This window comes from Micromonospora sp. NPDC051006 (assembly GCF_044456245.1).
Classification (GTDB): Bacteria; Actinomycetota; Actinomycetes; order Mycobacteriales; family Micromonosporaceae; genus Micromonospora.
Genome location: NZ_JBITFP010000021.1, coordinates 68,638 through 84,369 on the forward strand (window position 1 = coordinate 68,638; position 15,732 = coordinate 84,369).

Below are 15,732 nucleotides of genomic sequence, written 5' to 3' on the forward strand. Positions count from 1 at the left end.
TCAGCGGCCCCCGGGGTCGGCGATGGCCGCCTGCATGATCTTGCCGGCGATCCGGGCCGCCTCGGTGCTGCCGCCGGAACCCGCCTGCTCCAGCACCACGCAGACGGCGGAGACCGGGTCGCCGTTCTTGTCCAGCGCGAAACCGATGAACCAGCCGTGGTCGGGCCGGTCCGGCGCGGACTGGGCGGTGCCGGTCTTGCCGCCCACCGTGTAGCCATTGATCTTGGCCCGGCCGCCGGTGCCGTTCTCGACCACGCTGACCATCATGTCCCGCAGGTCGGCGGCGACCTGGCCGCTGACCGGCTGGCGCAGCTCCCGCGGGTCGGCGGTGTAGTAGCTGGTGGTGCGGTCCGGGGCGAGCAGCTGCCGGACCAGGTACGGACGCATCTGCTTGCCGTCCTTGCGGGCGACCGACGCGGCGATCAGGGCCCCTTCGAGCGGGGTCATCCGCACGTTGTTCTGCCCGATCGACGACTGGGCCAGCGCCGCCGGGTCGGTGCTGCCGTCCGGGTTCTGCATGTCGCCGGTCCGGCTCGCCGCGACCGCCTGCCCGTCCTCGCCGAGCTGACCGACGGTGAGGTCGTCCTGCTCGAAGCCGAACTGGCGGGCCTTCTGCTTGATGACGTCGGCGCCGAGCCGGACGCCGAGCTGCGCGAACCCGGTGTTGCACGACTCGGTGACCGCGCTCATCAGGGTGACCTGCGGCTCGGGGCAGATCGACGAGGCCGCGTTGCGGATCGGGGTGCCCGAGGTCGGCGGGGTCCAGCTCGACCCGGCCGGGATCTGGGTGCTCTTGCCGATCCCGTTCTCCAACGCCGCCGCGGCCACCACGATCTTGAAGGTGGAGCCCGGCGGCAGGGTCTCGGCGAACGCCCGGTTCAGCAGGGGGTTGTTCGGGTCCTGCTCCAGCTGGTTGTACGCCGCCGCCGCCTGCGTGGTGTTGTGGCTGGCCAGCGGGTTCGGGTCGAAGCTGGGCATGGAGACCAGCGCCTGCACCGCTCCGGTACGCGGGTCGATGGCGATCGCCGCGCCCCGCTTCACGCCCTGCTCGTTGTTGCGCAGCTGCTCGTAGGCCACGTCCTGGGCCCGCTTGGAGAGGGTGAGCAGCACGTTGCCGCCACCGGTCTGGTCACCGGTGAACATGTCCTTGATCCGGTCGCCGAGCAGCTGGTCACTGGTGCCGGCGAGGAAGTCGTTCTCGGCCCGCTCGATGCCGGTGTCGGCCAGGTTGACCGGCTTGTAGCCGAGCACGTGCGCGTACTTCGCCCCGCCGGGGTAGGTGCGCAGGAACTTCAGCTGGCCGCTGGTCTCCTTGCTGGTGGCCAGGGCGGTGCCGCCGGCCTCGATGTTGCCGCGCTTGCGCTCGTACTCGGCGACCTGGACCCGGCCGTTGTAGTCGCTGGTGCGGTATTCATCGGCCTTGTAGGCCTGGATCCAGTTGAGGTTCGCGAAGAGCAGACCGAACAGGACCATGACGACGACGCCGACGCGGCGCAGGGGTGCGTTCACGGCTTGATCACCTCCGTGGGGGCACCGTGCAGCTGCTCGGGCGGGCCGCCGCTCGACGGCCGCGCCGCCTTGCCACCGCCGGCCCCACCGGTCACCGGCCGGCGGGCGCCGTCGGAGACCCGGAGCAGCACCGCGATCAGCAGCCAGTTGGCCATCAGCGACGAGCCACCGGCGGAGAGGAACGGGGTGGTCTGGCCGGTCAGCGGGATGAGCTTGCTGATCCCGCCGACGATCACGAAGACCTGGAGCCCCAGGGTGAAGGCGAGGCCGCCCGCGAGCAGCTTGCCGAACGAGTCCCGCACGGCCAGCGCGGCGCGCAGGCCCCGCTCCACGATCAGCAGGTAGACCACCAGCAGCGCCGAGAGCCCGAAGAGGCCGATCTCCTCACCGATGCCGGCGAAGATGAAGTCGTTCTGCACCTCGGGCAGGATGCCGGGCTGGCCACCGCCCGGCCCGGCGCCGAAGAGCCCGCCGGTGCCCAGGGCGAGCAGACCCTGGACGAGCTGGTAGCCCTTGTCGGTCGGGTCGGCGAACGGGTCCAGCCAGATCTGCGCGCGCAGGTAGAAGTTGGCGAACGGCCCGCCGACCAGCTCGCCGAGGAAGTAGGCGAGGTAGGCGCCGCCGAAGAAGAGGATCAGACCGATCAGCAGCCAGCTGACCCGTTCGGTGGCGATGTAGAGCGTCACCACGAACATGCCGAAGTAGAGCAGTGAGGTGCCGAGGTCCTTCTCGAAGACCAGCACCAGGAGGCTGATCAGCCAGACCACGACGACCGGGCCGAGGTCGCGTCCGCGCGGGAAGTCGATGCCGAGGAAGCGCCGGCTGGCCAGCGAGAGCACCTCGCGCTTGCGCACCAGGTAGTAGGCGAAGAAGACCAGCAGCGCCAGCTTGGCGAACTCACCCGGCTGGATGGAGAAGCTGCCCACCCGGACCCACAGCTTGGCGCCGTTGATCTCGGAGATGCTGGCCGGCAGCACCGCCGGGATCATCACCAGCACGATGCCGGCCAGGCCCAGGGTGTACGCGTAGCGGGAGACCGACCGGTGGTCGCGCATGATGGCGAGCAGGCCGGCGGCGAGGATCACCGCGGCCAGCGTCCACGCCAACTGCCGCCCGCCGATGCCGGCGAAGATGGCGAGGTCCTCCCGGTCGGCCGGTAGGGCCTCGCCCAGGTCGATCCGGCGCAGGAAGCCCACCCCGAGGCCGTTGAGCAGCGCCACCGCCGGCAGCAGAGCCGGGTCGGCGTACGGGGCCAGGAACCGGATGACCAGGTGCAGGCCGAGGAAGACGGCACCCAGCGCGGCTGCCGGGAACCAGAAGTCCGGGGTGACCGTGTCGAGCATGTTCGCCTCGACGGTCGCCCCGTACGCGGCCACCAGCACCATGGCCAGCAGCAGCAGTGACAGCTCGGCGTTGCGCCGGGACCGGGCCAGGCGTACGCCGGGCTGCTCGCCCGTGGTGGCGGGCGAGGCTGCCGGTGTGGCCGCTGCGGTCACGGATGGGTCCTCGGAGTAGGGCCGGCGCTCACTCCGGCGACCGGCAGCCGGCCGGGTCGAGCGCCGGCGGAGCCGAGTCGGAGGGCGGGGCGTCGGGCGTGGCGGACGGCTCGGTGCCGGCCACGCTGCTGCTGGCGCTGGGGCTGGGAACACGGCTGCCGGTCGGCGTGGCGGCGGTGGCGCTGCCGCTCGGGCCCGGCGAGGTCACGACGCCGGTCGGCGACGGGCTCTCCGGGCTGACGTCGGCGGTCGGGCTCGGCCCGCAGACCGGCTTCAGGTTGGGGTTGCTCGGCGTGTCGCTGGTCAGCTCGGCCAGGCGGCGCTCGGCGTCCGGCTCGCTCTTGGCCGGGATGCCCTGCTTGACCTGCTCCTGCGCGGCGAGCGTGAGGTCTTCCAGGTCGGCGGGGCTGGTGGAGTGGACGCTGGAGAGGTCCATCCCGGCGATCTGACCCTGTATCCCGCGGAACACGGCCACCTGGCCGTCCTCCGTGGCGCCGACGTAGTACTGCCGCTGGGTGTAGGACCAGCCGGCGAAGAGCCCGCCACCGAGGATGACCAGCAACGCCAGCGCCATCGCGGCGGCCCGGACCGGCCGGTGTCGCCGCCGCTCCGGCTCGTCGTCGTCGGCGGTGGAGCTGGGCTCCTCCGGGGCGGCGGGGCGGGGCGCGGATAGCGCGGAGGCACGGGCGGCCGGGGTGGAGTCGTCGGCCGAGGTGGCCATTCCCCGGTCCCGGGCCGCCGCACCGCCGACGATCGGCGTCGCCTCGACGATGTCCTGGTCGGTGGCGTCGGCGATGATCACGGTGATGTTGTCCGGGCCGCCGCCGCGCAGCGCGAGCTGCACCAGCCGCTCGACGCACTGCTGCGGGTCGACGTACTCCCGCATCGTCTCGCCGATGGTCTCCGCGCTGACCACGCCGGAGAGCCCGTCGCTGCAGATCAGGTAGCGGTCACCGGGGAGCACCTGGCGGACGGAGTATTCCGGGTCGATGTCCCGGCCGTCGAGCGCCCGGGTCAGCAGCGACCGCTGTGGGTGGCTGCTCGCCTCCTCGGCGCTGATCCGGCCCTCGTCGACCAGCATCTGGACGTACGTGTCGTCCTTGGTGATCTGGGCGAACTCGTTGTTGCGGAGCAGGTAGGCCCGCGAGTCGCCGATGTGCACCATGCCGATCTTGCTGCCGGAGAAGAGCGTCGCGGTCAGCGTGGTGCCCATCCCCTCCAGCTGCGGGTTGGCGTCCACCGTGTCGCGGAGTTGTTGGTTGGCGGTGCCGACGGCCGAACGCAGCGCGTCGACGAGAGCGTCCCCTGGGACGTCCTCGTCGAGTGGCGCCATGGCACCGATGACGATGTTGCTGGCGACGTCACCGGCGGCCATGCCGCCCATGCCGTCGGCGACGGCGAGTAGCCGCGGTCCGGCGTAGACGGAGTCTTGATTGCCGTCTCGGATCAGACCGCGGTCGCTGTGGGCCGCATAGCGCAGGGTCAGAGTCATGGCCGTAATTCGAGGGAAGTGCGGCCGATCCGGATCGGCACGCCGAGGGGGACGGGGGTTGGTCCGGTGACCTTAGCGCGATCGAGATAGGTGCCGTTAGTCGAACCGAGGTCCTCGACGAACCACTGCCCGTCGCGCGGCACGAGCCGGGCGTGTCGCGCGGAGGCGTAATCGTCGGTGATCACGAGGGTGGAGTCCTCCGCCCGACCGATGGTGATCTGCGCTTCACCGAGAGTGATCCGGGTGCCGGCCAGTTGACCGGCGGTCACCACCAGCTGGTGCGCCGCCCTGCCCCGCTTCACCTTCGCCGGCTTCGCCGGCTGGCCCGTCGAGGCGCCGACCGCTCGGGGCGCGGCCACCAGCCGGCCCGAGCGGGCGCCCGCGAAGAGGTCCCGGCGGATGACGCCGACCACCGTGAACACGAAGATCCACAGCAGGATGAGGAACCCGAACCGGGCGACGGTGATGACGAGTTCCGGCAAGGCGGGTCAGCCGTCCACGCGGAAGGTCAGCGTCGTGGTGCCGAGCTGGATCATGTCGCCCGGGTTGAGGGCGACGGCGGAGACCCGCTGGCCGTTGACCATCGTGCCGTTGGTCGAGCCGAGGTCGGTCAGCACGACCTGACCGCCGTCGAAGTCCAGCCGGGCGTGCCTCCGCGAGATGCCGACGTCGGGCAGGCGCAGGTTGGCCTGGTCGCCGCGACCGATGACGGTCGAGCCCATCTGCAGCGGATAGGTGCGCCCGTCGCCGGAGACCAGCCGCACGTTGCGCGTGCCGCCGTGTCCGGGCGGTGGGCCGTAGCCGCCACCCTGGTCGTACGCGGGGTAGGCGGGCGGGCCGGCGTCGTAGCCGGGCGCCGAGACCGGGGCGACCTCGCCGCCGGTGTAGACCTCGGCCGTGACCCGGAACATGCCGGTGTCCAGCCCTTCACCGCGCTCGATCTCGACGATCACGTCGCCGTAGACCGTCCAGGCCTGCTCGCCGATGAACTCCGCCTGCGACTGGGCCAGCTCCTGGGCCAGCGCGGCGGCGTACGGCGCCAGCCGACTGTGGTCGTAAGGCGAGAGATCGATCACGTAGCGGTTGGGCACCAACGTGCGGCCACCAGCCAGGATGGCCTTGTGCGCCTCGGCCTCCCGCTGCATGGCGTTGAGGATCTCCACGGGGTGGACCACCCCTTTGAAGACCTTGGCGAAGGCCCCTTCGACCAGGCCTTCCAGACGCTTCTCGAAGCGTTGCAGCACGCTCACCGGCTCCTCCTCGGGTCCCGAGGACATGATGGTATCCGGCCGGCGCGCGCGCAGCTCACACGCCGCTCGGCCGGCTGCTCCCGGCCCGTTCGGTTGGGCCGTTCCTGTCGTGCTACTCTTTCGTCCGCCACGAACGGTAACCGCTCGTGGCGATGACCGGGACAGCGTAATATGTTTCGGGCCCCGCCGGAGACGGCGAGGTCAGGGCGGATTACAGTGATCCGGGTCGTGCCACGGGGAAGTGGCGGAATGGCAGACGCGCACGGTTCAGGTCCGTGTGCCCGAAAGGGCGTGGGGGTTCAACTCCCCCCTTCCCCACCACCACACGAGGGCTCCGCAGGTTGCGGAGCCCTCGCGGCATATCGGGACGTATCGGGCGTCACGCTATGCTCCGATGGTTTCTGCCTCCGATGGACCAGGAGTGGCGTGTGAGTGTCGCGTTGGTGACCGGGTCGGGCGGTCTGATCGGCTCCGAGGCGGCTCGGCACTTCGCCGGCCTCGGTCTCGACGTGGTTGGCATCGACAACGACATGCGGCGGTACTTCTTCGGCGCGGATGGCTCGACATCCTGGAGCCTGGAGCGGCTCGGCGCCGACCTGGGCGGGTCGTACACCCACTTCGGGGTGGACATCCGGGACCGGGACGGCCTGGAGCAGATCTTCAAGAAGTACGGCTCGGACATCGCGGTGGTGATCCACAGCGCGGCCCAGCCCAGCCACGACTGGGCGGCCAAGGAGCCGTACACCGACTTCGACGTCAACGCCGGCGGCACGCTCAACATGCTGGAGAACACCCGCCGGCACGCGATCGACGCCGCGTTCATCCACTGCTCGACCAACAAGGTCTACGGCGACCGGCCGAACAGCCTGCCCCTGGTCGAGCTGGAGACCCGGTACGAGCTGCCCGAGGATCACCCGTTCCACCAGGGCATCACCGAGGAGATGTCGATCGACGAGTCGCTGCACTCGGTCTTCGGCGCGTCGAAGGTGGCCGCCGACGTGATGGTCCAGGAGTACGGCCGGTACTTCGACATGAAGACGGCCTGCTTCCGGGGCGGCACGCTGACCGGCCCGGCGCACTCGGCGGCCGAGCTGCACGGCTTCCTGGCCTACCTGATGCGCTGCGTCATGGAGGGTCGGACCTACAACCTCTTCGGCTACAAGGGCAAGATGGTCCGCGACGCGATCCACTCCCGGGACGTGTTGACCGCGTTCGAGGCGTTCTTCCGGGAGCCCCGCTCGGCGCAGGTCTACAACCTGGGCGGCGGCCGGCACTCGAACACCTCGCACATCGAGGCCTTCCGGGTCGCCGAGGAGATCGCCGGCCGCGAGGCGCAGATCAACTACGTCGAGCAGGCGCGCACCGGCGACCACCAGTGGTACGTCAGCAGCATGGCCCGGTTCGAGGAGCACTACCCGAACTGGAAGATCACCTACGACGTGCCGATGATCCTGCGGGAGATCTACGAGGCCAACGTCGACAAGTGGGTGCCGCAGCCATGACCACCGGCAGCAAGCGCAACGTGCTCGGCGTCCTGGTCGACGCCACCGACTACGCCGCGGCGACCGAGCAGGTGGTGGCGGCCGCCCAGGACCGCCGCCCGCTGGCGCTGACCGCGCTGGCCGTGCACGGCGTGATGACCGGCGTCCTGGACCGGGCGCACAACGCGAGGCTCAACTCCTTCGACGTGGTCACCCCGGACGGGCAGCCGGTGCGCTGGGCGCTCAACCTGCTGCACGGCGCCGGCCTGACCGACCGGGTCTACGGCCCGACGCTGACCCTGCACGTGCTCTCCCGGTTCGCCGACGAGGGCCTGCCGGTCTACCTCTACGGCTCGACCGAGGAGACCCTGGCCCGGCTGATCCCGGCGCTGGAGCGGATGTTCCCGGCCCTCAAGATCGCCGGGGTGGAGCCGTCCAAGTTCCGCGCGGTGCAGCCGGGTGAGGACGCCGAGATCGCCGACCGGATCCGGGCCAGTGGCGCCCGGCTCGTCCTGGTCGGGCTCGGCTGCCCCCGCCAGGAGGTCTTCACGTACGCCATGCGGCCGCTGCTCGACATGCCGATGATGGCGGTCGGGGCGGCCTTCGACTACCACGCCGGGCTGCTGCGCCAGCCTCCGCCGTGGATGCAGCGGGTCGGCCTGGAGTGGCTCTGGCGGCTCGGCCTGGAGCCGAAGCGGCTCTGGCGCCGGTACGTGATCCTCAACCCGGTCTACCTGACCCGGATGACGGCCCAGAAGCTCGGCCTGTGGAAGGCCCAGCCACCGGCGCCGGCCACCGAGCGCCCCGCCACCTTCGCGGTCTGACCCGCCCCGGCACCCGGTCCCGGCCCGCCGCATCCCGGCGGAGCGGGCGGGCCCGGGCCGGACGGGGCGGGGCCCCTTCCGCGGCGTGTCGGAAGGGGCCCCGGTCGATCCCCGGACTCAGAGGTTGAGCGTCCAGGTGTTGATGTAGCCGGTGTCACCCGCGTAGACGTCGCGCACCTGCAGCCGCCAGGTGCCGTTCGCCGCCTCGCTCGAGAGGTTGGCGGTGTACGTGGTGTTCACGTTGTCGGCGCCGTCGAAGTAGCTGCTGTTCTTCAGCCGGTAGGCCGAGCCGTCCGGGGCGACCAGGTCGATCACCAGGTCACCGCGGTAGGTGTGCACGATGTTCACCGCGACCGTGGCGGACGCCGAGGCGTTGCGGTTGCAGCCGGCGATCGTGATCGAGCTGGCCACCGTCGCGCCGGTGTCCGGGATCGCGACGTCGGTGCCGTTGCTGCCGGAGCAGCCACCGCCACCCGAGCCGGTCACGGTCAACGTGTAGCTGGCCGTCCGGGTGCCGGCCGCGCCGCTGCCGGTGATCGTCACCGGGTAGCTGCCGGGCGGGGTGCTCGCCGAGGTGGCGATGGTGAGGGTGGACGAGCCGCCCGAGGTCACCGTCGACGGGCTGAACGACGCGGTCGCGCCGGCCGGCAGGCCACTGGCGGAGAGGCTGACCGACTGGGCGGAGCCGGCCGTGGTGGCCGTGCCGACGGTGGCCGTCACCGAACCGCCCGGCGCGGTGGAGCCGGAGGTCGGCGAGACCGAGACCGAGAAGTCGTTGGCCGGCGGGGTGCCGTTGACTACGTAGAGCAGCTGGTTCGGCGTGCCGGTGCCGACGTTGGTCACCACGTTCGGGGTGGAGTTGGTGACCAGGTTGTCCCGCACCTGCTGCGGGCTCCACGACGGGTTCGCCGAGAGCACGAGCGCCGCGGCCCCGGCGACGTGCGGCGACGCCATCGAGGTGCCGCTGATGGTGTTCGTCGCGCCGCTGCCGGTGTACCAGGCCGAGGTGATGTTGACGCCCGGGGCCAGGATGTCGACGCAGGTGCCGAAGTTGGAGAAGCTCGCCGCGGCGTCGTTGTTCTGGGTCGCGCCGACGGTGATCGCCGAGGGCACCCGGGCCGGGGAGTAGTTGCAGGCGTTCTGCCGGACGCCGAGGGCGTTGCCGTTGCCGGCCGCCACCGCGTAGGTGACGCCGGAGTTGATCGAGTTGGTGACCGCCGTGTCGATCGAGCTGTTGGCGGAGCCGCCGAGGCTCATGTTGGCCACGGCCGGCTTGACCGCGTTCGCGGTCACCCAGTCGATGCCGGCGACCACCTGGGCGTTGGTGCCGCTGCCCTGGCAGTTGAGCACCCGGACCCCGACGATCTGGACGCCCTTGGCGACGCCGTACGCGGAGCCGCCGACCGTGCCCGCGACGTGGGTGCCGTGGCCGTTGCAGTCGTCGGCGGAGCCGCCGTCGACCGCGTCGAAGCCGGAGACGGCCCGGCCGCCGAAGTCGTTGTGCCCGTACAGCACGCCGGTGTCGATGACGTAGGCGCGCACGTTGGACGCCGTGTTCGGATAGGTGTACGAGCTGTTCAGCGGCAGGTTCCGCTGGTCGATCCGGTCCAGGCCCCAGGACGGCGGGTTGGCCTGGGTGCCGGCGATCGAGACGGTGTGGTTCTGCTCGACGTACGCGACGGCCGGATCGGCGGCGATCCGTGCGGCGGCCTTCGCGCCGACCCGGACCTCGAAGCCGCGCAGCGCCGCCCCGTAGGTGCGGGCCACCGCACCGCCGTGCCGGCCGACCAACCGGTCGGCGTTGTCGCCGACCGCGTTCCGACTGACCGCGGTGTCCTTGAAGACGACGATGTAGCTGTCCGCGACGGCCGTGTCCCCGCCCGCCGCCCGGATCGCTCCGGTCGGTTCGGCGGCCAGGGCGGGCGTGGCGGCGGCCAACATGGTCAGCGTGGCCACCCCGACGAGTACGGATCTGTGGGCAAGACCCATCTTGCTACCTCCCTCCGACCGGCAGCCGCCCGACGCGGGTCCCGCTCAGATCGATGGCGGCCGATCTAGCTGAGCGTAGATCAGGAGAGTGATGAAGATAAACATGTCGAATCTTTCATAACGCGGGACGATGCCCCCTACGGGATGCTGTCCGGGGCGAACGGGGGCTGGGCCCGGATTCGCGCAGCACCTCGACGGGCAAGAGTGTCCAGCATGGAGAGCTATCTCGTCGCCCTGCTGCCGATCGCCGCCGTGTGGCTGGCCGCCGGCGTGATCGCGGACGGACTGCCCGGGCTGGACCGCGCCTGCGCGCTGCGCCGGCGCGCCGGATGGCTGCTCATCCTGACCCTCACCGGCCTGGCGCTGACCGCCACCGTGCTGGCGGCCGGGCTGGTCAGCGCCGGGGACGCCCCGGCCGACCGGGCCGCCGGCGCCCTCGACCTCGCCGGCCTTCCCGCGCTCGTGGTGGCGGTCTGCACCGTACGCCGGGTGCGCCGGCTGTGGGCCGGCGCGGGCGCGTTCGCCACGGCGCCGGAGACCCCCGCGCCACACGGCCTGCGGGCTGCCGCGGCGCATCCGCTGATCGGCCTGCCGTTGCAGGTCACCGGCCTGCTGACGGTGCCGGCGGTGATCGCCGCGAGCGGCGACGACCGCTTCGCCACGCCGGGTTTCACCGGCCCGGCGATCACCGTCGGCGCGCTCATCATCCTGGTCTTCGGGGTCCGGCACGCGCTACGGCACAACCGGCTCGCGGAGCGGGCCAGGCCGGCGGAGCCGTCCTCAGCGCGAGCGGCCGCCAGTCCCCTGCACGTATAGCAGTTCCAGGATCGCCCGGGTCGCCTCGAACCACCGGTCCAGCCAGCCCGGCGGCGGCACGCTGCCCTTCGGCGGCAACTCCATCAGCAGGCCACGCAGCAGCGGGTGGTCGACCAGCGAGTCACCGGGCTCCGCCGGCCAGCCGGCCGGCGGGAACGACGGCTCGGTCAGCGGGTTCGGGTCCAGCGACGGCAGCGACAGCGGCGGGCCGGCCTGCTCGGGGGCCGGCGCCTCCCGAGCACCCAGCTCGGAATCGCTCGACACCACCTCGGTCAGCACGGTGTCCCGACGCGCCCCGCGGTACTTACCACCGAACCGCTCCGGCTTCCCGGGACCGTTGGTGAGGTTGTCTGACCCGATCGTCGTCATCCGTCTCGCCTGCCTCGCTCGGTTGCGGATCCCTGCGGCGGGTTGTCGACCAGCGCCGTACCGACGGGTTCAACGAGGCGGAACGGATGTGGCGACGGGATTCCCGGCGGATCCTGGTCCACCGGCCGGCCGGTGGGTGGTACGCGGTTCCCCGACCGGCACGGGGGAAGGGCGGTTCCCCGACCGGCGCATGGGAAGGGCGGGCCCCCGCCCGGCCACCCACCGGACGGGGACCCGCCCGTCATCAACTGCCCGACGGCTCTCAGGCCGGGCCGAACCCGCCGCCCCTGGTACCGGCGACGAAGGCGCGCCACTCACCCGGAGCGAAGATCAGGGCGGGCCCGGTCTTGTCCTTGGAGTCCCGCACCCCGACCGCGCCGGTCGCGTACGCCACCTCCACGCAGTTGTCACAGTTCGGCCCGCTCTTCGAGCTCTTGAACCACGTTGCCTGCGTCAGGTCCACGGGGAACCTCTTGGTCGCCATTTCCACAACGGCTCCTCTGCCAGTTTCGCGATGTGTGCGACGGACTCCTCCGGACGAATGGCCGCTGCTCGAATGTGATCGAAGATGAAGCTGTACTTCTGCAGTTCGTCACTCTTCTCGAGGAAGAGCCCTCCCGTGGCGTTCTCCGCGTACACGACATCCGGATCACCGGGCTCGGGGAAGCTGAGGATCGTGAAGGTCCCGTCCATGCCGGCGTGCGCCCCCACCTCGAACGGCAGGATCTGGAGCGTCACGTTCGGAAGTTCGGCCACCTCGACCAGCCGCTTGAGCTGGCCACGCATCACTTCGTCCCCGCCCACCGGACGGCTTACCACCGCCTCATCGAGCACCACCCACAAATCGACCGGATCGTCCTGAGTCAGCAACGACTGTCGACCGAGGCGGACACGGACACGTTGTGCGACCTGATCCGGGGTGAAGTCCGGCCGGGCCGCGCGGATCATCGCGCTCGCGTACTCCTCGGTCTCCAGCAGGCCCGGTACCACCTGCTGCTCGTAGGCCCGGATGGAGCTCGCCGCCGCCTCCAGCCCGACGTACGCCCCGACCAGGACCGTGCTGTACGGGTGCCACCAGCCCTTCTGCCGGGCCTCCCGGGCGATCTGGACCAGCTCGTCGCTCTCGACGCCGACCACCCCGTAGATCCGCAGCATGTCCCGGACGTCGCGCGGGGTGGCCGAGGTGTGGCCGGTCTCGATCCGGGAGATCTTGGAGGCCGAACACTCCAACTGCTCGGCGACGACCTCGATGGTGATGCCCGCGGATTCGCGCTGCCGACGCAGCTCCGCACCGAGCCGGCGCCGCCGGATGGTCGGACTGCGCCGCTCACTCACCTGTCCACCTCGGCCCACGCCTCACTCACAGGTGCCACCTCGGAATGCTGGCTGCTCGCCCTCACCCGGCCTACCTCCGGTCGACGCGCCGAATGCTCGCGCCCGCCGGGGCGCGACCCTGGGACGGCGGGCGTTCGCGGCGGGGTGGTGCCGGTCCTCGGCCGGCCGCGACGGGCGAAACCGTCCCTCAGTGTGCCGTCCGGACGCCGACCGCTTCAAGCGCCGATTTGCGGAGGGCACTCATGTATCGGCAAATCTCGACGTGCAACTTGCATGTGGCACCTCGCTGGTGCACTCTGTCCGTATGACGCGAGTTACTCACCGTCTCCGTTCGATCCCCGCTGGTGATCATTGCAGCTGGTGGGGGTCGGGGGATGTCGGCGAGGCGACAGAGACCGCCAGACCTGCTCCGGAGTGATGACCCCGCCGCTGCATGTCAGTTGGCTGCGGCGGCGGGCGCGAAACCGGAGCGGCCGGGTGATGGTCGGGTGGCGGCACGCCACCAGCGGGTACGGCCCGACCACCACCGACCGCACCACACCGGTGGACGAGGCACGACCCCGTTGACCGGCCGAGACGTCCCCCGATCAGATTCGCCGGCGCCTCCGCCGGCCGTCCCTCTCCAGGAGCCCATGTGCTTCCCCGCTCTGGTGACGTACTGCACGTGACTCGCGCGGCGAGTGTCCAGTTCTTCCGGCCCATCATGTTTCGAGTGATCCGGGTCCTCGAGTGGCCGACCTACGACGGTTGGCTGTGGCTCGACGGCTACGAGTTGAACGCGGCGGGGGACGCGGTCAACCGGCGGTCGATCTACGTACAGCGGCAGGGGCTGCAGCAGCTGCGGGCCGCGCCGGAGCCGCGCCCGCACACCGTACGACCGCGCCGGCCGGTCGCCCGCACTCCGGTCCGGGTTGGCTGACCAGCCGAAACCACCGATGGTGGGCGTGCCGCCGCCATAGAATCGAGGCACGCCCACCCCGGCACGTTCCACCCCGCGCGTCCAGGACCCCGACCCTGGGATGGTCATGGTCAATCCGCCCGCCGCGCGGCGGCACCACCGCTTCCGTATCGGCTACGCCTTCGGGCTCCTGGCGCTCTTCGGCGCCGCAACCACATTGGTGGTCGTGTTCCGCGACCCCGCTCTCTCCGCCACCCACCTACCGGAGCCGGTCCCGGCACCGGAGATCACCGTGATCGGGGAGGGCGGCCCGCCCGACCTGGAGGACGAACCCGGCTGGGCCGGTGCCGCCGATCCGGCCGCAGACCCGTACGCCAGCGCCGGAACGGGTCAGGAAGCCGGCACCGAGGACGGCACCGGGGCCGACGGCGACTCCGGAACCGGCGCGGGCGCGCTTGCCGGTGAGACCGGCTCCCTCACCGGCCAGCACTCGGCGGAGGACATCCGGCGCTCGCTGTTCTGGTCCGGCATCATCGGGCTGACCATCTCGCTGGCCGGGCTCGGCCTGGTCAGCACCAGACGACGAATGTGGTGACGGCCGGCCGCGATCAGGGTGTGGCCGTTCCCGTCGGGCTCGGTGTGGGCGGTTCCACGGTCTCCGACGATTCGGCCTGCGAGACCAGGAGCACGACCTCGTCGTCCTCGGAGACCAGCTCACCCGCCCCCGGCTCGGTGCCGATCACCCGCCCCGGTGGCAGCTCCGACGGGCGGAACTCCACCCGGTAGCTCAACCCGAGCCCGTCCAGCAGTGCCTCCGCGGTCGCCTGCGGCAGCCCGGTCACGGGTGGCACCGGCACCCCGGCCGCTTCGGTGGTCGGCGGCGCGCTGCTCGGCGCCTCGCTGGTCGGTGCGGCCGAGGTCGGGGCCGCGCTGGTCCGCACCGCGGTGGTCAACACGGGGGACGGGGACGGCTCCGGGCCGGGCCGGTCGTCGTCCGCGTTGAGCACCAGCCACAGCGCGGTACCGAGCAGCGCGACCAGCAGCAACGTCAGGACACCCCAGAGGATCGGCAGCCACCAGCGCCGGCCGCCCTGGTCTTCGGCGTACCAGTCGCCGGTCTGCTCCCGGTAGTCGGCCGGTCGGGGCGGCGGCACCTCGGCCCGCCCGGACCACGGTGCCGCCCGCTCCGGGGGTAGCGCGGCGGTCCGGTCCACCGGCCGACCCAGCGGAGCCGTCGCCTCCGGTGCGCCGGGCTCAGGCGGCTTCCCGCCGGACTCGTTCGACCCGGCCCGCTCCGCCGGCAACCGCTGGGTGAGGTCGGCCGGCTCCGCGTCGTCTCGCGGCAGTGGCCGGGTCTGGTCGTCGTCGGGCTCCCCGGTGGGCGGCTGCTGGCGGTCGTCGCTCATCGCACGTCCTTTCCCGAACCGGGCGGGCGTCCTGGCCCTCGACCGCCAACCTAACGGTCCGCGCGGCCATCGGCCGGGATCAGCGTGCCGACCCGCCCGGCACCCACCCGTCCGGTCAGGGTGCCGGCGAACCGCTCGGCGGGCCGTCCGGCTGCGCCCCGCAGAAGACCTGAACCGTGTCGTTCCAGCGCGCCACGGCATCCGCCGCCGGCTCCTGCCGCTGGATGGTGCCGCTGCGGCCGGTCGGGTAGCGCGGGAACAGACCCTCCTCGCCCAACTCCTCGGCCGCCTCGGAGCAGTCGTCGCCGACGAGATCCGGCACGGTGCTGGTCGGCGCCGGTCCGCTGACGTAGAGGGTCACGGTCGTACCCCGCTTCACCGCGGCGCCGACCGCCGGTTCGGTCCGCTCGACGGTACGACCGGAACCGGTGCCGAAGACCAGCCGCCAGCTCAACCGCCGCTCGTGCAGCTCGTCCCGGGCGTCCTCGAAGTCGGTGCCGATCACCGGCGGCACGGTCAGCCCGGAACCGGTGGACGCCGAGGTGCGGGGGGCGGACGGCGTGCTGCGGGTGGCCGTCGGCCGCGGCGCCGTCGGAGAGCTGGAACCGGCGGTCGGGCTGGTCGCCGCCGCCGGCTCCTCGGGGGGTACGTCGTCCTCGCCGGCCAGCAGCCAGCCCCCCGTCGCGCCGAGCGCGGCCAGCAGCACCGCGGCCAGGCCGCCGCCCAGCACCACGGCCATCCGACCGGGGCGGCCGTCGCCGTCGCCCGGGGAGAACTGCCCGCCCGTGTTCCCGTCCGTCACACCGCCACCGCCTCCGTCACCGGCGACCGTACCGGTCCCCGCCAAAGCCGACGCCGCCACTGTCG

Annotated in this window: 16 protein-coding genes and 1 tRNA gene; 6 read left to right on the forward strand and 11 right to left on the reverse strand. The window is 71.8% G+C overall.

The window, feature by feature from the left end:
• Genes ACIBBA_RS25860 through ACIBBA_RS25880 form a run of 5 tightly spaced genes read right to left on the reverse strand, consistent with a single transcriptional unit; the run spans position 1 to position 5,774 of the window.
• On the reverse strand, positions 1–1,509 hold the full coding sequence (locus tag ACIBBA_RS25860; protein WP_396700520.1) for a peptidoglycan D,D-transpeptidase FtsI family protein: 1,509 nt from the start codon (positions 1,507–1,509) through the stop codon (positions 1–3).
• Positions 1,506–3,005, reverse strand: a complete 1,500-nt coding sequence (locus tag ACIBBA_RS25865; protein WP_396700521.1) for an FtsW/RodA/SpoVE family cell cycle protein — start codon at positions 3,003–3,005, stop codon at positions 1,506–1,508. The genes ACIBBA_RS25860 and ACIBBA_RS25865 overlap by 4 nt, the downstream gene beginning before the upstream one ends.
• Positions 3,006–3,033: 28 nt before the next feature.
• Positions 3,034–4,497, reverse strand: coding sequence for a PP2C family protein-serine/threonine phosphatase (locus ACIBBA_RS25870; protein WP_396700522.1), 1,464 nt, complete (start codon positions 4,495–4,497; stop codon positions 3,034–3,036).
• Positions 4,494–4,979 carry an FHA domain-containing protein gene (locus ACIBBA_RS25875; RefSeq protein WP_088996760.1) on the reverse strand — a complete coding sequence of 162 codons (486 nt, stop codon included), beginning with the start codon at positions 4,977–4,979 and terminating at the stop codon, positions 4,494–4,496. The genes ACIBBA_RS25870 and ACIBBA_RS25875 overlap by 4 nt, the downstream gene beginning before the upstream one ends.
• Positions 4,980–4,985: 6 nt before the next feature.
• Positions 4,986–5,774 (reverse strand): DUF3662 and FHA domain-containing protein, encoded by a 789-nt coding sequence (locus ACIBBA_RS25880; protein WP_350868567.1) that lies wholly within the window; start codon positions 5,772–5,774, stop codon positions 4,986–4,988.
• 208 nt (positions 5,775–5,982) lie between these two features.
• On the opposite strand from ACIBBA_RS25880, the gene ACIBBA_RS25885 reads away from it, so the two are divergent.
• From ACIBBA_RS25885 to ACIBBA_RS25895, 3 genes are all read left to right on the forward strand, one after another.
• Positions 5,983–6,068: transfer RNA gene (locus ACIBBA_RS25885), tRNA-Leu, on the forward strand.
• A 65-nt stretch (positions 6,069–6,133) separates the two neighbouring features.
• A complete protein-coding gene (locus ACIBBA_RS25890; RefSeq protein ID WP_396700523.1) occupies positions 6,134–7,249 on the forward strand; it encodes an NAD-dependent epimerase/dehydratase family protein in 1,116 nt (371 codons plus the stop codon).
• Positions 7,246–8,052, forward strand: coding sequence for a WecB/TagA/CpsF family glycosyltransferase (locus ACIBBA_RS25895; RefSeq protein ID WP_396700524.1), 807 nt, complete (start codon positions 7,246–7,248; stop codon positions 8,050–8,052). The genes ACIBBA_RS25890 and ACIBBA_RS25895 overlap by 4 nt, the downstream gene beginning before the upstream one ends.
• A 117-nt stretch (positions 8,053–8,169) precedes the next feature.
• Here ACIBBA_RS25895 and ACIBBA_RS25900 read toward each other — a convergent pair whose 3' ends face one another.
• Complete coding sequence (locus tag ACIBBA_RS25900; protein WP_396700525.1) at positions 8,170–10,041, reverse strand: S8 family peptidase; 1,872 nt, start codon at positions 10,039–10,041, stop codon at positions 8,170–8,172.
• Positions 10,042–10,254: 213 nt separating this feature from the next.
• On the opposite strand from ACIBBA_RS25900, the gene ACIBBA_RS25905 reads away from it, so the two are divergent.
• Positions 10,255–10,857: a hypothetical protein gene (locus tag ACIBBA_RS25905; protein WP_396700526.1), complete on the forward strand. Its 603-nt coding sequence runs from the start codon at positions 10,255–10,257 to the stop codon at positions 10,855–10,857.
• Here the strand turns inward: ACIBBA_RS25905 and ACIBBA_RS25910 are convergent.
• The 3 genes from ACIBBA_RS25910 to ACIBBA_RS25920 all read right to left on the reverse strand — a co-directional run bounded on the left by ACIBBA_RS25910 (position 10,822) and on the right by ACIBBA_RS25920 (position 12,561).
• Complete coding sequence (locus ACIBBA_RS25910) at positions 10,822–11,226, reverse strand: hypothetical protein (protein ID WP_350868575.1); 405 nt, start codon at positions 11,224–11,226, stop codon at positions 10,822–10,824. The two genes, ACIBBA_RS25905 and ACIBBA_RS25910, sit on opposite strands and share 36 nt — an antisense overlap.
• A gap of 262 nt (positions 11,227–11,488) precedes the next feature.
• Positions 11,489–11,710: a DUF397 domain-containing protein gene (locus ACIBBA_RS25915; RefSeq protein WP_357046723.1), complete on the reverse strand. Its 222-nt coding sequence runs from the start codon at positions 11,708–11,710 to the stop codon at positions 11,489–11,491.
• The gene (locus ACIBBA_RS25920; RefSeq protein WP_396700527.1) at positions 11,680–12,561 is read right to left on the reverse strand and encodes a helix-turn-helix domain-containing protein; all 882 of its coding nucleotides are present in this window, start codon (positions 12,559–12,561) and stop codon (positions 11,680–11,682) included. The genes ACIBBA_RS25915 and ACIBBA_RS25920 overlap by 31 nt, the downstream gene beginning before the upstream one ends.
• 634 nt (positions 12,562–13,195) lie before the next feature.
• On the opposite strand from ACIBBA_RS25920, the gene ACIBBA_RS25925 reads away from it, so the two are divergent.
• Both ACIBBA_RS25925 and ACIBBA_RS25930 read left to right on the forward strand, forming a co-directional pair.
• The gene (locus ACIBBA_RS25925) at positions 13,196–13,480 is read left to right on the forward strand and encodes a hypothetical protein (protein WP_396700528.1); all 285 of its coding nucleotides are present in this window, start codon (positions 13,196–13,198) and stop codon (positions 13,478–13,480) included.
• A 100-nt stretch (positions 13,481–13,580) separates the two neighbouring features.
• Entirely contained in the window at positions 13,581–14,054 is a 474-nt protein-coding gene (locus ACIBBA_RS25930; protein WP_396700529.1) for a hypothetical protein, read from the forward strand.
• A 13-nt stretch (positions 14,055–14,067) separates the two neighbouring features.
• Here ACIBBA_RS25930 and ACIBBA_RS25935 read toward each other — a convergent pair whose 3' ends face one another.
• Together ACIBBA_RS25935 and ACIBBA_RS25940 are read right to left on the reverse strand one after the other, a co-directional pair.
• Positions 14,068–14,865, reverse strand: coding sequence for a PASTA domain-containing protein (locus tag ACIBBA_RS25935; RefSeq protein ID WP_396700530.1), 798 nt, complete (start codon positions 14,863–14,865; stop codon positions 14,068–14,070).
• 115 nt (positions 14,866–14,980) lie between these two features.
• A complete protein-coding gene (locus ACIBBA_RS25940) occupies positions 14,981–15,667 on the reverse strand; it encodes a PASTA domain-containing protein (RefSeq protein WP_396700531.1) in 687 nt (228 codons plus the stop codon).
• Positions 15,668–15,732 lie beyond the last annotated feature (65 nt).

Coding starts and splice junctions, on each gene's coding strand:
- ACIBBA_RS25890 (WP_396700523.1), top strand. CDS start 6,134: ATGCTCCGATGGTTTCTGCCTCCGATGGACCAGGAGTGGCGTGTGAGT.
- ACIBBA_RS25870 (WP_396700522.1), bottom strand. CDS start 4,497: ATGACTCTGACCCTGCGCTATGCGGCCCACAGCGACCGCGGTCTGATC.
- ACIBBA_RS25895 (WP_396700524.1), top strand. CDS start 7,246: ATGACCACCGGCAGCAAGCGCAACGTGCTCGGCGTCCTGGTCGACGCC.
- ACIBBA_RS25910 (WP_350868575.1), bottom strand. CDS start 11,226: ATGACGACGATCGGGTCAGACAACCTCACCAACGGTCCCGGGAAGCCG.
- ACIBBA_RS25915 (WP_357046723.1), bottom strand. CDS start 11,710: ATGGCGACCAAGAGGTTCCCCGTGGACCTGACGCAGGCAACGTGGTTC.
- ACIBBA_RS25900 (WP_396700525.1), bottom strand. CDS start 10,041: ATGGGTCTTGCCCACAGATCCGTACTCGTCGGGGTGGCCACGCTGACC.
- ACIBBA_RS25905 (WP_396700526.1), top strand. CDS start 10,255: ATGGAGAGCTATCTCGTCGCCCTGCTGCCGATCGCCGCCGTGTGGCTG.
- ACIBBA_RS25880 (WP_350868567.1), bottom strand. CDS start 5,774: ATGTCCTCGGGACCCGAGGAGGAGCCGGTGAGCGTGCTGCAACGCTTC.
- ACIBBA_RS25930 (WP_396700529.1), top strand. CDS start 13,581: ATGGTCATGGTCAATCCGCCCGCCGCGCGGCGGCACCACCGCTTCCGT.
- ACIBBA_RS25935 (WP_396700530.1), bottom strand. CDS start 14,865: ATGAGCGACGACCGCCAGCAGCCGCCCACCGGGGAGCCCGACGACGAC.